Source organism: Mycolicibacterium obuense (genome assembly GCF_055397605.1).
Genome location: NZ_AP043663.1, coordinates 700,832 through 715,196, shown reverse-complemented (window position 1 = coordinate 715,196; position 14,365 = coordinate 700,832). Strand labels below are relative to the sequence as shown.

The following is a 14,365-nucleotide window of genomic DNA, read 5'->3' as shown; positions in this document are numbered from 1 at the left end:
CAGCCTCCCCGCGGGGCCATCGGCAGTGTTGCCACGAAGGTACTGCCTGCCTATCTGTTCTCGTGCAACGTACCGTCCGGCCGGTCGGCGCACGGCGACACACCGCACGCGTTCACAAGTCTGTGAGAACTCCCGCCGACGCGACCCGGTCACCGCCGCGGGCCTTCGCCTGGTACATCGCCGCGTCAGCGGCGGTGATCACGTCGTAGAGGTCGGTTCCCGACGGCGCCCGGGCCGCGACGCCGATGCTCGCCGTCACCGTGGGCTGCGCGGGCGCCGCCACGGCCGCGCGAACGCGCTCGGCCACTGCACTCGCCTGAGCCGCCGGTATCCGGTCCACCACGAGGAACTCCTCACCGCCCCACCGGACGACCACCGCGTCGCCGCGCACGCTCTCGCGGATCCTGCGGGCAGTGCGGATCAGCACCTCGTCCCCCACGGCGTGACCGAGCGTGTCGTTGACCGCCTTAAACCCGTCGACGTCGATCAGCAGTGCACACAGGTCCGCGGTGGCGGGCGCCCGCTCGTTCAGTCGCTTCATCGACACGGACAGTCCGCGCCGGTTCGTCAGCTCCGTCAGCGGATCGGTCAACGACTGCTTCGAGCTACCCTGCAGCAACCAGAAACCGAATTGCAGCGCAGGCAGGATGCACGCGGTCACGACCAGCGCGATGACGGCCCGCGACACCGCCACCTGCAGGCCGCCGACCGGCGTCGTCGCAGCCAGCCACACCGCGACCGCGCCGACGGCCAGCACACACCAGCCGATGTGCACCAGGTGCAGCCGCGGGCCGTGAAAGAACACCACGTAGGCGCCGGCGCACAGCAGCAGCGGCATCCCCGACACCGCCAGGTTCGGATCGCCGAACAGCAGCGTCGACAGCGTGATGAGGATGTCGACGTAGATCAGCAGCGCCGTCGACTCGCGCATGGTCGGCCAGGGTCGCAGCGCCCAGCGCGCCGCCCACATCAAGGAGCCGAACGACACCACCGCCCAACCCACGCGCACCAGCGCACTGTCGGCCATCGGCGGCGCCACGGCGTTGATCGCGCCGAGACTCCGAGCACCGCGCCGATGCCGGCGATCAGGTATCGCAGGATGGGCAGCAGGCCCCGGGTGCGCAGGAAATCGATGCGCCAGTCGTAGTCATCGCGCTGATGCCACCACTGGCGCAGCAAACCCCTGACGCCGCCATCCCCCACCGGCACATCATGGCACCGCTACAGGTACGTCACACCCAATACAGCCAGGGAGAACAGCACCGGAGACACCGGCAGCGCCCAGCAGAACACCGCCCACGCCTCGGCCTTCGGCGACTTCTTCTGCCACTGCCGCCACCCGAGGTAACCGGATGCGATCGCGCCGAGGAACGACACCGCCGCGACGACCAGCACCCAGGTCGGGACATCAGTCGAGCCGATGGCTGCAGAGATACCGGCCAGCCACAGCATGTGACCGATCACCAACCCGCCGATGCCGGCGACCCAGATCGCCCTCAATTAGAAGTTGATCATGTGGCCGACCAGTCCGTGGAAGCACTCTTGCAGCGCCTCGGACAGGGTCGGGTGGGTGTGGACGTTGCGGGCCAGCTCGTTGGCGGTCAGGTCCCACTTCTGCGCCAGGGTCAGCTCCGGCAGCAGTTCGGAGACGTCGGGACCGATCAGGTGGCCACCGAGCAGTTCGCCGTACTTCTTGTCGGCGATCAGCTTGACGAAGCCGGTGGGATCGGCCAGGCCGTGCGCCTTGCCGTTCGCGGTGAACGGGAACTTCGCCACGACGATGTCATGGCCCTCGTCCTTGGCCTGCTGCTCGGTCAGCCCGAAGCTGGCGACCTGCGGCTGACAGAACGTCGCGCGCGGCATCATCCGGTAGTCACCGAGGGCCAGTGTCTCTGCCCCGGCGATGGTCTCGGCGGCGACGACGCCCATCGCCTCGGCGACGTGGGCGAGCTGCAGCTTGCCGGTGACGTCGCCGATCGCGTAGATGTGCGGCTTGTTGGTGCGCATGTAGTCGTCGATGCCGATGCCGCCGCGGTCGGTCAGCTCGACGCCGGCCTTCTTCAGGTCGTATCCGTCGACGTTGGGGACGAAGCCGATGGCCTGCATGACCTTGTCGGTCTTGATCTCGTCCTCTTTGCCGTCCTTGCTGATCTTGACGGTCACCGACGAGCCGTCATCGGTGATCGACTCGACCTTGGTACCGGTGAGGATCTTGACGCCCAGCTTCTTGTACTGCTTCTCGATCTCCTTGGAGACCTCGGCGTCCTCGTTGGGCAGCGCGCGCGGCAGGAACTCGACGATCGTGACGTCGACGCCGTAGTTCTTCATCACGTACGCGAACTCCATGCCGATCGCGCCGGCGCCGGCGATGACGATCGAGCCGGGCAGTTCGCGCTCCATGATCTGCTCTTCGTAGGTGATGACGTTCGTGGAGAGCTTGGTGCCGGGCACCAGCTTGGTGTGCGCGCCGGTCGCGATGATCGCGTTGTCGAACGTGACCTTCTCGGTATCGCCCTCGTTCAGGTCGACGACGATCGTGTGGTCGTCGGTGAACTTGCCGTACCCGTGGATCTCGGTGATCTTGTTCTTCTTCATCAGGAAGTGCACACCGGCGACGCGGCCGTCGGCGACCTTACGGCTGCGGTCGAACGCGGCGCCGTAGTCGAAGCTGACGTCACCGCTGATACCGAACGTCTTGGCTTCCTTGGTGAACATGTGCGCCAGCTCGGCGTTGCGCAGCAGCGCCTTCGACGGGATGCACCCGACGTTCAGGCAGACGCCGCCCCAGTACTTGGGTTCGATGATGGCTGTGTTGAGTCCGAGCTGAGCAGCGCGGATAGCCGCGACGTACCCGCCGGGGCCGGCTCCGAGAACGACGACGTCATAGTGGGTCACGCCTTACCACCCTAGTGGCCGCGGAGCAGCGCAGCACCCATGGCCGCGGCCAACGGCGCTGACATGAACGCGATCGCCAGCGCGGTGACCGCCGGGCGGTCCTGCACCAACGCGGTCAGCAGGCTTCCGACGACGCTGGCGACCAGATAGACCAGTACCGCGAACACCGGGACGGCCTTGTCCGGGGCCTGCGCCCACCAGTGGTACAGGCCGGCACCGGCCGCGCCCGCGACGAGCCAGACGACGACCGTGACCATCGCGAACTTCCACCGGCTCAGGTGTTCGGCGACAAGCTGGTCAGACACCGGCGGCCACCTGCAGCGCGGTCAGCGCACCGAGGCAGCCGGGTCCGATGGCGACCACCAGCGCGCCGACTGCGGTGGTCCAGCGCCGGCCGGACAGCAGGATCACCAGGGTGCCGAGGACGCTGGGGATGCCGACCGCGAATGCGATCACGGCGGCGGGCTTCAGTGCGGTGGTGATCTCACCGGCGGCCAGCAGGGCGCCGGTCATCCCGAGGGTGACGCCGATGAGCATCACCCCGGCCAGCACCGACGCGCGGGGCAGCGGGATCACGCCTGAGACGGTAGCGCCGGCGGGTGGCGTCACGGGGCAGGCGCGCCCGGCCGATCAGGACGCGTCCTGCACCTTCGCCGCCGCATCGAACGATTCGCGGCCCGCGGCGGCGATCTCGGACAGCAGTGCATTGCCGAGCACAGTCCGGAACCCCGCCCGGGTCACGGTCAACACATCGCGGAACGGATAGGGCGTCGCCGCGTCGTTGTCGACCAGTGCCAGCCGGTGCCGGTTGTGCGGCGCGTTGACCACCGAGGCGGGCAGCATCCCGACCGCCAGGTCGCTGACGATCAGTTCCACGGCGGTGAGGTAGTCGCGGGTCACGTGGCTGACTCGGGGCGCGAACCCGACATCCGCCGCCCACCGGATGAGCTGCTGGCGGTCGACGTCACGCGGCGACCCCGCGACCCAGTCGGCATCGAGGCACTCCGTGAGAGCGCGCGGATGCGCGGCGGCGGTCACCGCCACCAGCGGTTCGCGGCCGACGAGCCGGGCATCGAGGTTGTCGCCCGAGGGCGGTTGCTCTTCGGCGAGATAGCGGTGAGCTATCAGGATGTCGAGCTCTCCGGTGTCGATCAGAGTCACCCCTTCGATCGGTTCGATCTCGACCGTGTCGACCCGAGCGGTGGGATCGGTCTCACGCAGGGAAGCCAACGCAGCGGGCAGCAGGAAGCTCAGTGCCGTGCCGTAGGCGCCGATCCGCAGGACGACGCCGTCGCCACGAGAGATACCCCGCGCGACATCACCGAATGTGGCTGCGGCCGAAAGCATGTCGTCGGCCGCGGCGGCCAGCGCGCGGCCGGCAGCCGTGAGCACGATGCGACTGCCGGGTTTGCGGGTGAACAGCAGCACGCCACCGAGCCGGTGTTCCAGCGTCGTGATGTGTTGCGACACGGCCGACGGCACGTAACCGAGTTCCTCGGCCGCCCGGGTGATCGAGCCCAGCCGCGCCACCTTGGCAAAGCTGACCAGCAGACGAGGATCGGAGAGTTCATGTTTGGTGAAGGATTGCTTCACAAATCATCATGCTAGTTGGTGAGCGCCCTCGCCGCCGGGTCCCTAACGTCTGTCGCAATCCAGCACCGGACGACCCGGCATCTGAACGAGGAAGGGCAGACCCCGATGAACACCGAACCGCGCACTGTTGAACAGGCCGACGACGTCGCGGCGGGCGGACTCCGGCGCAACTCCATGACGTGGGTCGGGGCGGCACTGCTCGGCGCGATCATCATGTCGCCCGCGAGCGGTCTCTACTTCAACTTCACGCCGACAGAAGCCACCGCCGGTAGCGTCGTCCCGCTGATCTTCCTCATCGCCATCGTCGTGACCCTGCCCACGGCGCTGTCCTACGCAGCCCTCTCGCGGTCGCTGCCCAGCGCCGGCAGCGCCTACACCTGGGTGCGCGAAGCCATGGGCCCGGGCGCCGGAGTCTTCGCGGGCTGGATCCTCAACGGTTTCTACCTGCTGGCCCAGATCGTGCTCCCCGGCATCGGCGCGCTGTTCTTCAACGACATCCTCAACCAGGTCGGCGTCCCCACGGGCTACCTCACCTGGGCCATCGGCGTCCTGCTGATGACGGTCGTGGTGGCCGCCATCAACTTCCGCGGCATCGACCTCAGCCTGAAAGGCACCGTCATCTTCATGGTGCTCGAGTCCGTCGTCGTCTTCGCGTTGATGCTCACCATCTTCATCGTCCAGTCCAGCAACGGCTCGTTCACCGTCGCCGACGTCGGCCAGACCTTCACCCCATCGGCCGCCCTCGGCGGCACGGCGTCGATCTTCGCGGCGCTGGTGTTCGGCATCCAGGCCAATGTGGGCTTCGACGCGGTCTCCACGCTCGCCGAGGAGACGCACACGCCGCGCAAGTACATCCCCATCGCCACCGTGGTCGCCGTGCTGGCCGTCGGGGCCTTCTGGGTGATCACCGCCATCGGCTTCGTCGCCGCCTTCCCCGTCGAGCAGGTCGCCGCGGTGGCCGCCGACGGTGGCACCCCGGTGTCGGCGATGGCGCACCAGTTCTGGGGTGGCGCAGGCCAATTGCTGATCTCGGTGATCGCTTTCACCTCGATCACCGCGATCTACCTCGCGCAGAACGTCGCGAGCAGCCGCGCGCTCTACGCCATGGGCCGCGCGGGTACCGCCCCGGCGTTCCTCGCCCGTCTCAAGGCGGGCGCCCGGGTGCCCGGCAACGCGATGACCCTCGGGCTCGTGGTGACGGTGCTTGTGACGCTGCTGCTGGGCGCCCTCCTGGGGACGGCGAGCCAGTACAACTGGTCGGCCACCATGTCCTCGTCGCTGGCGCTGCTGACCTATCTGGCGGTCAACATCGCGAACATCGTCTACCACGTCCGCAACCGCGCCACGAAGTTCCATGTCTTCATGCACGGCGTCGTGCCGGTCGTCGGCATCGCGGTGGTGTGCTTCGTGATCTATAAGTCGTATCTCGCATCACTGTGGAATGCGGGCTGGACGTTCGGCCGCAGTGTCCAGATCGCCGTCCTGATCTGGCTGCTGCTCGGCGTGTGCTGGGTGATGGTCGTACGTCGCACGCGGCCCGAGGTGATGCGCCCGGACGCCGACACGTTCATCGCTGGCGAGACCGCCGGCCGATGAGCCGCTACATCGATCTGAGCATGCCGATCTCCCCGGCGATGCCGACCAACGAGTCCGACCACTTCCCTCCGCGGATCACCCCGTACGCCGACATCGCCTCCCACGGCTGGGCCGGCAGCACGATCACGATCGACTCGCACTGCGGCACCCACGTCGACGCGCCGTCGCACTTCGTGGCCGGGGAGATCGGGGTCGACGAGATCCCGCTCGACGTCCTGGTGGGACCCGGGGAAAAGGTCGACGCGCACGGCCCGGTCGTCACCGCCGATCAGGTGGCCGACGCGCGCGCCGGCCGCGTCGTCGTCCACACCGGCTGCAGCGAGCACAGCGACCAGCCGTCCTACATCACCGACTACACCCACCTCGACGTCGAGGCCGCACATCTGTTGGTGCGCAACGGTGTTCGCCTGGTCGGCATCGACAGTCCCTCGGTCGACGCACCGGGTGTCGACGCCGTGCACCAGATCCTGCTGGGCCACGGCGTGATCATCGTCGAGAACCTCGCCAACACAGCCGCACTGCCCCAGGTGTTCGAGCTGATCGTGAGCCCGCTGCGCATCGTCGGGGGCGACGGAAGCCCGGCACGGGTGGTGGCCGTCTCGTCCGAGCCCACACCGTGAGAGCCACCGACACCGTCGCGATCCGCGAGGTCACCGTCACCCGCCTCGGACTCGGGACCGCTCCGCTCGGCGGCCTGTTCCGACCGGTCCGCGACGAGGACGCTGCCGCGACCGTCCGGGCGGCATGGGATCTCGGGCTGCGGCTGTTCGACACCGCCCCGCTGTACGGCTACGGCCGGGCGGAGCAGCGCCTCGGCGGCGGGCTGTGCACCCGGCCGCGGGCCGAGTTCGCCGTCGCGACCAAGGTCGGCCGGCTGCTGCGCGAACCAGCGCCGGGCACCGCGTGGGAGCTCGACACCACCCAGGAGCACGCGGGTCAACCGTTCTACAAAGACACCGGGCCCGCCGTGCCGGTCTTCGATTTCTCCTACGACGGTGCGCTGCGGTCCCTGGAGGAGAGCCTGACCCGGCTCGGCCTCGACCGCGTGGACATCGTGCACGTCCACGATCCCGAACGGCATGTGCGGCAGGCGGTCGACGGCGCATACCGGGCTCTGGTTCGGCTGCGCGACGAAGGGGTCATCGGAGCGGTCGGACTCGGAATCGATTACGCCGAACCGGCGGTCGAGATCTTGCGCGCCGTGGACCTCGACTGCGTCCTGATCGCGGGACGGTGGACATTGCTGGACCAGGCTGCGGGCCGGGAGCTGCTGCCGCTGGCCGCCGAACGCGGCGTCGCCGTGATCGCGGCGGGGGTCTACAACAGCGGCGTGCTCGCCAATCCCGGTGCTGTGACGGCCACCTACGACTACGTGCCCAGCCCGCACGACGTCGTCGTCCGGGCGAGCACGATCGCCGGGGTGTGCGCGCGCCACGGCGTCCCCCTGCGCGCCGCTGCCCTGCAGTTCCCGTTCCGCGACCCTGCGGTGGCCGCCGTGCTCACCGGCGCCCGCACCGCAGCGGAGATCAGTGAGAACGTCGGCCTGTTCGACACACCGGTGCCCGAGGAACTCTGGGCGGATCTGGCCGCAGAGTGCGGTATCGGGCTCGTCTCGCCGTGACCACGCTGCCCACCGGTCACTCCGGGCGCTTGCTCCATCTCGACCTCGGCGCGGGACGCAGCCACGTCGAGGAACCCACCGCGCAGGAGTGGCGGCGCTACCCCGGCGGCGGTCTGCTCGGCGTGCGTCGGCTGCTGACGGACACAGCCGCCGGCCTGGACCCCTTCGCGCCGGCGTCGGTGTTGATGCTGATGTCGGGCGTGGTCGCCGGTCACCGCGCCGTCGGGTTGCCCACGTTCACCGTGGTCGGCAAGTCACCGCTGACCGGCGGCGTCGGGGAGGCCCGCGGGCGGGGCCCGTTCGGTGCGGCGCTCAAGGCGTCGGGGTGCGACGGGGTGTTGGTGACCGGCCGAGCCGCCGCGCCGTGCTACGTGGTCATCGAGGGCGGAGCGCCGCGCCTCCAGGACGCCGCTGACCTCTGGGGCCTCGAGACTCATTGCGCCACTGACGTTCTCAAAGCACGTCACGGCGACGACGCGGCAGTCGCGGTCATCGGCCCCGCGGGCGAGAACCTGGTGCGGTACGCGGGAATCGTCACCGAGTTCACCCATGCAGCGGCGCGGATGGGGCTCGGCGCGGTGATGGGGGCGAAGAATCTCAAGGCCGTCGTCGTGGTCCCGGGCGCCATGCCCGCGGCACACGACGACGCGACGCTACAGCGCCTCACCGCGCACTACCGCGACCACATCGGCGCGAACCCGCTGACCGCGGCGCAAGCCTCGGCGACTGGCTTCGGCGGCTGGTTCCTCGACCCGGGTCTGACCGGCTACGCCGGCGTCGGGAACTTCCAGACCGCCGCCATGCCGTCGGTGCCGGCGGAGGCCGCTCAGCTGCTCGCCGACCGCCGACGAGACGGCTCCGGAGCGTGTCCGGGGTGTCCGAACGACTGCATCACGAGCTACGACAACGGGATCGACCCCCGCCTCGGCGGGCTCGACGAGGAGAACCTGGCGGCGTTCGTTCTCGGCTGCGGTGTCACCGACGTCGGCGACGCGCTCGATCTGGTCGCACGATGCCACGCCGTGGGCCTGGACCCCGTGTCGTTCGCCGCGGTGTGGGCGTACCTCACCGAGGTCGACCGCGCGGAGCGGCCGCCCGCAGCCATGATCGACGATGTCACCGCGCGTCACGGCGACGACTGGTTCCTGGGCGAAGGTGTGCGCCTCCTCGCCGAGGCGCGGGGCCGGCCCGAGCCGGCGATGCACGTCAAAGGAGTCGAGTTCTGCCGGTACGACCCGAGGACCTCGGCCGGTCAGGCGCTCGCCTATGCGGTGAGCCCGCTGGGGCCGCGCTACGAGATCGTCGAACACGACCTCGACTTCGACCCCGACGACGGTCCGGCGCACGGGCTGGCGCAGATGCGGACACTGGGCGTGGACGAGTGGGCCGACATGACGCACCTCGATGCGGCACGAGTGGCTCGCACGGCCGTGCTGCTGGATCTGTGGAGCGGTCTGGACGCGCTCGGGGTGTGCCTGTTCGCGGGGCCGCCGATGAGGCTGCTCACCCAGGCGCGGGTCGCCGAGATCGTTGCGGCGGTCACCGGGTGGCTGACCAGCGATCACGAGATCATGATGTGGGGCCGGCGCCGATGGAACCTGATGCGGCTCTACAACATTCGCGAAGGCATCGGAGCCGAGCAGGACTCGCTGCCCGAACGGTTCTTCGCCGAGCCCGTCGACAGTGGGCGGCACGCCGGTGCGGTTCTCGACCGTGACGCGTTCTCCGACGCGCTGGCGCAGTACTACGCGCTGGCCGGCTGGGATGCCGAGGGCGTCCCGACCTCGATCACCCTGGCCTCCCTGGGTCTGCAGTGGGCCGATCCCCGTCCAACCCGACCGAGAGTGAGTCCGACATCGCCTCCCCCGACGCCGTCCTCGGTGACGCCATGCGCTATCACCTAGCCTCCGACAACTGGGCGCCGGCGCTGCCGGCCGTGCTCGAGGCGGTGATGGCGGCCAACACCGGCGACGAGATGAGTTACGGCCGTGACCGATACACGTCACGGCTGCAGGACATCGTCCGCGATGAGTTCGGCGGTCGGGCCACCGCCTACCCGGTGTTCAACGGGACGGGCGCCAATGTGGTCGCACTGCAGGCGATGCAGCCGACCTGGGGTGGGGTGATCTGCGCGCACACGGCCCACATCAACACCGATGAGGGCGGGGCACCGGAGCGAGTGGCCGGCCTGAAGATGCTGCAGGCCAACAGTATCGACGGCAAGCTCACCGTCGATCACGTGACGGCGCTGGCGCACAACTTCGGGATCGTGCACCACGCGCAACCGTCAGTGGTGTCGTTGACGCAGAGTACCGAGCTGGGCACGCTGTACACCCCCGAGGAGATCGCGGCCGTCGCCGAGGTGGCGCACGGCTACAACATGGGTGTGCATCTCGACGGTGCGCGCCTGACCAATGCCGCGGCGGCGCTGAACCTGCCGCTGGGTGCGCTGGCGACCGATGTCGGTGTCGACGTGATCTCGTTGGGCGGCACCAAGAGCGGACTGATGTTCGGCGAACTCGTGGTGGTGCTCGAGCCCGATCGGGTGACGGGGATCGAGTACATCCGCAAGTACACGATGCAGCTGGCATCGAAGATGCGGTACATCTCGGCGCAGTTCATCGCGCTGTTGGAGGGTGAGCTGTGGCGTCACGGTGCGCGTCACGCGAACGAGCAGGCGACGCTGCTGCGTTCGCTGGTGGAGGACATCCCGGGCCTGACGATCACCCAGCCGACTCAGGCCAACGCTGTGTTCGCCATCCTGCCGCCCGGCGTCGAGGACGAGGTGCGGGCGATCGCCGACTTCCAGACCTGGAATCCCGCGACCCGCGAGGTGCGGTGGATGTGCTCGCATGAAACCACCGACGACGTGGTCTACGGCTTCGCGAAGGAGCTGCGCGAGATCGTGGCGTCCGCGTCCAGCTAGCGCTGCGGCACCGGGCACGCGTCGACGGCTTCGGCGACGACGTGCGTGCCGTTCACCGCGGGTCGTTCGCCGCGCTCGTAGGCCGCCCCGGTGATCACCGGCTCGTCGGCCAGCGTGCGGTTCTCGTCGTCGGTGAAGGCTCTGCCGCGGCTGAGGAACCGCTTGCCTTCGGGCGCTTCGAGGCTGAACCCGCCGCCGCGGCCGGGCACCACGTCGATCACCAGCTGGGTGTGTTTCCAGACGTCGAACTGCGGCCCCGAGATCCACACCGGGACCCCGTCGCCGACATCGAACACCGCGAGCAGCACATCGCGGTCGCCGACGACGAAGTCGCCGTCCGGGTAGCACATCGGCGACGACCCGTCGCAGCAGCCGCCGGACTGGTGGAACATCAGCGCGCCGTGGCGTTCCTGCAGGGTGCGCAGCAGATCGGCCGCGGCGGCGGTGATGAGGGCTCTGTTCGGTGCGGGCACGTCAACCATCCTGCCCCAGTCGCGCGGCCCGGATGGCCGGCGCGGTCGACGGCGGCAGCAGCGTGCGCCGATCCGTCGGGTAGCGGACCGTCAGCCCGACCGACGACGCGAAGCGGTACGGCTGGGCGGCGAGCAGTCCGGAGAACTGTTTGCGCAGCCGTGACATCTCGGCCCGCACGGTGACCACGCGGGTGCGGTCGCCATAGAGATCCTCGGCGAGTTCCGGCGCGGTGCGGCCCTGCGGGGAGCGCGCCAGCGCACAGAGGATCTCGGCGTGCCGCAGCGACAGGTCATGACACCAGCTGCCGAACTCCCCGACCAGCCGCAGCGCCGGCTTGTCGGCATCGGCGAAGTCGAGCGTCACCTGCGAGACCTGCGCGGTCGTCTCGTCGTCACCGTCGCCCCGGCCGGCCAGCCGCACCAGCCATCCGCCGGGTAGCGGCTCGACCGCGCACAGTCCCAACGTCGCAAACCACACCCGACCCGGCCCCATCTGGTCGGGCAGCAGGATGCGGTTGTGCAGCGGCATCGCGTCGACCGCAGCGACCCAGCCCTCGGTGTCGACGGCCAACGCCGGGGTACCCATGCGCGCCAGGATCGGCGCCGCCACGGTGCGCAGCCGGTTCAGAGTGCGGTCGTGCTCGGAGCGCAGGTGCGATTCGGCGAGCCGGGCGACGGCGTCGACGAGCGCGATCGTGGTCGGGTGCACGGTCGCTGCCGGTCCGGAGACGTCGACGACGCCGAGCACCTGGCCGGTCCGCGGGTCCCGGATCGGGGCACCGGCGCACGTCCACGCGTGATGGCTGCGCAGGAAGTGCTCGGCGGAGAACACCTGGACGGCGCGCTGCGCGGCGAGTGCGGTGCCGATCGCGTTGGTACCGACGGCGCCTTCACCCCAGTGCGCGCCCTCGACGAAGCCGAGCCTGTCGGCGTTGCTGAGCACCGACGGTGAGCCCGAGCGCCACAGCACCCGCCCGGTCGCGTCGGCGACGACGAGGATGTTCTCGCCGTCGGCGACCAGCGACTCGAGGCCGTGGGAGATTTCGTCGAGCACGTCCATCAGGCCAGACGCGCGGCGCAGCGACTCGAGCCCGCCGGTTTCGACCACCGGGGTGTCACTCGGTTCGACGCCACTGGCCAGCAGGCGCTGCCAGGAGTCGCCGATCACCTCCCGGGGACGGGCCGGTGCGCGATGCCCGGCCATGGTCGCGTCGTAGACAGCCGACATCAGCCGCGCATAGCTGCGCGGATCCTCCCCGACGGCGACGGCGGGTTCAGGCACGGACGACCCTGGCATCACCTGCGATTGTGCTCCCCATCTCAGCGGTAGACCAGGCCGCCGTCGATCAGCCCGGCCTGCCCGGTCATGTAATCGGCGTCGGGGCCGGCGAGGTAGGACACGAAACCGGCGACATCGTCGGGTGTCTCGGCGCGTCCGAGCGCGATGCCGCCGACGAACTTGTCGTAGGTCTCGCCCTCGGCGGCGCCGGTCAGCTCGGCGAAGCGCTTGTCGATCTCCACCCACATATCGGTGCCGACCACCCCGGGGCAGTACGCGTTGACGGTGATGCCGTCGGCGGCGTGCTCCTTGGCCGCAGCCTGGGTCAGCGCCCGGACCGCGAATTTGGTGGCGCTGTAGGGGCCGAGCATCGCGAAGCCGTCGTGGCCGGCGATCGACGAGGCATTAATGATCTTGCCTTTGGTGCCGGCTTTCTTGAACTGCGCTACCGCGGCTTGGATGCCCCACAGCACGCCGTCGACGTTGATGGCCCAGAGTTTCTTCAGCTCGTCGGGCGTGACGTCGACGAGCGGTCCGACCAGTGCGATGCCGGCGTTGTTGACCATGATGTCCAGGCCGCCGAGCGCGCTCGCGGTGTGGTCGACGGCCGCGAACACCTGGTCGCGATCGCTGACGTCGGCGACGAATGTGGTTGATTTCGAGCCGACTTCGGCGATCTCGTCGGCGACCGCGGAGATGCCGTCGGCCGTCACGTCGACCAGCGCCACATCGGCGCCGTCGCGCGCCAGCCGCAGTGCGATACCGCGCCCGATGCCCCGCCCGGCCCCGGTCACCAGGGCGACTTTTCCGTTGATTGCCATGTCAGTTCGCTCCGTTCGGATCCACGAGAACCTTCATCTTCGTGCCGGCGTGCAGTGCCTCGAATCCCTCGTCGACGACGTCGTCGAGCGGGATGCGGGTCACCCAACCGGTCGTGTCGTAGCGGCCGTCGGCCATCAGCGCGATCACCGCCTCGAAATCCGCACCGGTGTAGCAGAGCGAGCCCTGGATGCGAGATTCGTTCATCACCAGGTTCAGAAGTGGTGTCTCCAGCGGCTTTTCGTAGATCGCCACGCTGACCATCGGCCGGCGGGAGCCGACGCAGGCCAGTGCGGTACTGACCGCGGGTGCGACGCCGGCGGCGTCGAACACCGCGTCGGCGCCGGCACCGGAGGTGTGCTCGGCGATGAACGCGGGCACGTCGGTCGCGGTCGGATCGAGGGTCTGCGCACCGAGCGCCTCGATGGCCGCGCGCCGGGTGGGCGATGGCTCCACGACGAAGACATCCTCGAGTCCCTTGCCGCGCAACGCGAACCACAGCCCGATGCCGATCGGCCCGGCGCCGAACACCATCGCGGTGTTCCCCTGTGTGACGTCCCCGAGGGTGGCCGCGTGATAGGCCACCGACATGGGCTCGACGAGGGCGCCCAGTTCCAGCGAGACGTTGTCCGGCAGCCGGTGCAGCATCGATGTCGGCACCACGGTCGACTCGGCCATGCCGCCGTCGGACATCAGCCCGTGGAAGCCGATCTGCTGGCAGACGTTGTAGTTGCCGGCCCGACACGGTCCGCACTGGTCGCATTTGTAGATCGGCTCGACGGCGACGCGGTCACCCTCCGTCCACCCGGTCACGCCCTCGCCGACGGCGGTGATGGTGCCGGAGAACTCGTGGCCCATCGTCAACGGCAGCTCGGCGCCGGTCAGCGGGTGCGGCGAGGTCGGCACGAAGATCGGGCCCGCGTAGTACTCGTGCAGGTCGGTGCCGCAGATGCCGTTGAAGCCGACCTGCAGCTTGACGGTGCCGGGGCGGACCTCCGGTTCGGCGACGTCGTCGATCTCGAGTTTGTTCGGGCCGTAATAGACAGCTGCTCTCATATCGGCATGTCTATGTGACGGCGGCCACACGCCGAAAGAGTTGCAGGGGGTTGCAGGCCCTCGCTCGCGGGGGTTGCAACGCTTCGCAACTCTTGTCAGCCCTGCGC

15 protein-coding genes are annotated in these 14,365 nt (G+C 69.2%); 5 read left to right on the top strand and 10 right to left on the bottom strand.

Annotated features, from left to right (window positions below; genetic code table 11):
* Positions 1 to 112: 112 nt before the first annotated feature.
* The 6 genes from ACZ50N_RS03350 to ACZ50N_RS03325 form a co-directional block, all read right to left on the bottom strand.
* A complete protein-coding gene (locus ACZ50N_RS03350; RefSeq protein ID WP_464474637.1) occupies positions 113 to 1,039 on the bottom strand; it encodes a GGDEF domain-containing protein in 927 nt (308 codons plus the stop codon).
* A 182-nt stretch (positions 1,040 to 1,221) separates the two neighbouring features.
* Positions 1,222 to 1,500, bottom strand: coding sequence for a hypothetical protein (locus ACZ50N_RS03345; protein WP_464474636.1), 279 nt, complete (start codon positions 1,498 to 1,500; stop codon positions 1,222 to 1,224).
* Entirely contained in the window at positions 1,501 to 2,895 is a 1,395-nt protein-coding gene (gene lpdA / locus ACZ50N_RS03340) for a dihydrolipoyl dehydrogenase (RefSeq protein WP_464474635.1), read from the bottom strand. It lies immediately after the preceding gene.
* 11 nt (positions 2,896 to 2,906) lie between these two features.
* On the bottom strand, positions 2,907 to 3,200 hold the full coding sequence (locus ACZ50N_RS03335; RefSeq protein ID WP_464474634.1) for a hypothetical protein: 294 nt from the start codon (positions 3,198 to 3,200) through the stop codon (positions 2,907 to 2,909).
* A complete protein-coding gene (locus tag ACZ50N_RS03330; protein WP_464474633.1) occupies positions 3,193 to 3,471 on the bottom strand; it encodes a putative holin in 279 nt (92 codons plus the stop codon). Before ACZ50N_RS03330 ends, ACZ50N_RS03335 begins: the two co-directional genes overlap by 8 nt.
* A 54-nt stretch (positions 3,472 to 3,525) precedes the next feature.
* On the bottom strand, positions 3,526 to 4,488 hold the full coding sequence (locus tag ACZ50N_RS03325; protein WP_464474632.1) for a LysR family transcriptional regulator: 963 nt from the start codon (positions 4,486 to 4,488) through the stop codon (positions 3,526 to 3,528).
* Between the two features lie 105 nt (positions 4,489 to 4,593).
* Here ACZ50N_RS03325 and ACZ50N_RS03320 point away from each other — a divergent pair, with 105 nt between their 5' ends.
* The 5 genes from ACZ50N_RS03320 to ACZ50N_RS03300 are packed head-to-tail and all read left to right on the top strand — an operon-like array spanning position 4,594 to position 10,631.
* Positions 4,594 to 6,084 (top strand): APC family permease, encoded by a 1,491-nt coding sequence (locus ACZ50N_RS03320; RefSeq protein WP_464474631.1) that lies wholly within the window; start codon positions 4,594 to 4,596, stop codon positions 6,082 to 6,084.
* Positions 6,081 to 6,704 (top strand): cyclase family protein, encoded by a 624-nt coding sequence (locus tag ACZ50N_RS03315; protein ID WP_464474630.1) that lies wholly within the window; start codon positions 6,081 to 6,083, stop codon positions 6,702 to 6,704. Before ACZ50N_RS03320 ends, ACZ50N_RS03315 begins: the two co-directional genes overlap by 4 nt.
* A complete protein-coding gene (locus tag ACZ50N_RS03310) occupies positions 6,701 to 7,705 on the top strand; it encodes an aldo/keto reductase (protein ID WP_142240039.1) in 1,005 nt (334 codons plus the stop codon). The genes ACZ50N_RS03315 and ACZ50N_RS03310 overlap by 4 nt, the downstream gene beginning before the upstream one ends.
* Complete coding sequence (locus tag ACZ50N_RS03305; protein WP_464474629.1) at positions 7,702 to 9,609, top strand: aldehyde ferredoxin oxidoreductase C-terminal domain-containing protein; 1,908 nt, start codon at positions 7,702 to 7,704, stop codon at positions 9,607 to 9,609. Before ACZ50N_RS03310 ends, ACZ50N_RS03305 begins: the two co-directional genes overlap by 4 nt.
* Complete coding sequence (locus tag ACZ50N_RS03300) at positions 9,594 to 10,631, top strand: threonine aldolase family protein (protein ID WP_048423400.1); 1,038 nt, start codon at positions 9,594 to 9,596, stop codon at positions 10,629 to 10,631. The genes ACZ50N_RS03305 and ACZ50N_RS03300 overlap by 16 nt, the downstream gene beginning before the upstream one ends.
* On the opposite strand, the gene ACZ50N_RS03295 is transcribed toward ACZ50N_RS03300, so the two are convergent.
* Genes ACZ50N_RS03295 through ACZ50N_RS03280 form a run of 4 tightly spaced genes read right to left on the bottom strand, consistent with a single transcriptional unit; the run spans position 10,628 to position 14,258 of the window.
* Positions 10,628 to 11,104, bottom strand: coding sequence for a DUF779 domain-containing protein (locus tag ACZ50N_RS03295; protein ID WP_110798031.1), 477 nt, complete (start codon positions 11,102 to 11,104; stop codon positions 10,628 to 10,630). The two genes, ACZ50N_RS03300 and ACZ50N_RS03295, sit on opposite strands and share 4 nt — an antisense overlap.
* A gap of 1 nt (position 11,105) precedes the next feature.
* Entirely contained in the window at positions 11,106 to 12,401 is a 1,296-nt protein-coding gene (locus ACZ50N_RS03290) for a helix-turn-helix domain-containing protein (protein WP_046364992.1), read from the bottom strand.
* 23 nt (positions 12,402 to 12,424) lie between these two features.
* Positions 12,425 to 13,204: an acetoin reductase gene (locus ACZ50N_RS03285; protein ID WP_133413041.1), complete on the bottom strand. Its 780-nt coding sequence runs from the start codon at positions 13,202 to 13,204 to the stop codon at positions 12,425 to 12,427.
* A 1-nt stretch (position 13,205) separates the two neighbouring features.
* The gene (locus tag ACZ50N_RS03280) at positions 13,206 to 14,258 is read right to left on the bottom strand and encodes a 2,3-butanediol dehydrogenase (protein WP_046364990.1); all 1,053 of its coding nucleotides are present in this window, start codon (positions 14,256 to 14,258) and stop codon (positions 13,206 to 13,208) included.
* Positions 14,259 to 14,365 lie beyond the last annotated feature (107 nt).

Excerpts from the sequence above, each read along its gene's own strand:
- ACZ50N_RS03280 (WP_046364990.1), bottom strand. The coding sequence starts at position 14,258 with ATGAGAGCAGCTGTCTATTACGGCCCGAACAAACTCGAGATCGACGAC.
- ACZ50N_RS03300 (WP_048423400.1), top strand. The coding sequence starts at position 9,594 with ATGCGCTATCACCTAGCCTCCGACAACTGGGCGCCGGCGCTGCCGGCC.
- ACZ50N_RS03290 (WP_046364992.1), bottom strand. The coding sequence starts at position 12,401 with ATGCCAGGGTCGTCCGTGCCTGAACCCGCCGTCGCCGTCGGGGAGGAT.
- ACZ50N_RS03315 (WP_464474630.1), top strand. The coding sequence starts at position 6,081 with ATGAGCCGCTACATCGATCTGAGCATGCCGATCTCCCCGGCGATGCCG.
- ACZ50N_RS03285 (WP_133413041.1), bottom strand. The coding sequence starts at position 13,204 with ATGGCAATCAACGGAAAAGTCGCCCTGGTGACCGGGGCCGGGCGGGGC.
- ACZ50N_RS03320 (WP_464474631.1), top strand. The coding sequence starts at position 4,594 with ATGAACACCGAACCGCGCACTGTTGAACAGGCCGACGACGTCGCGGCG.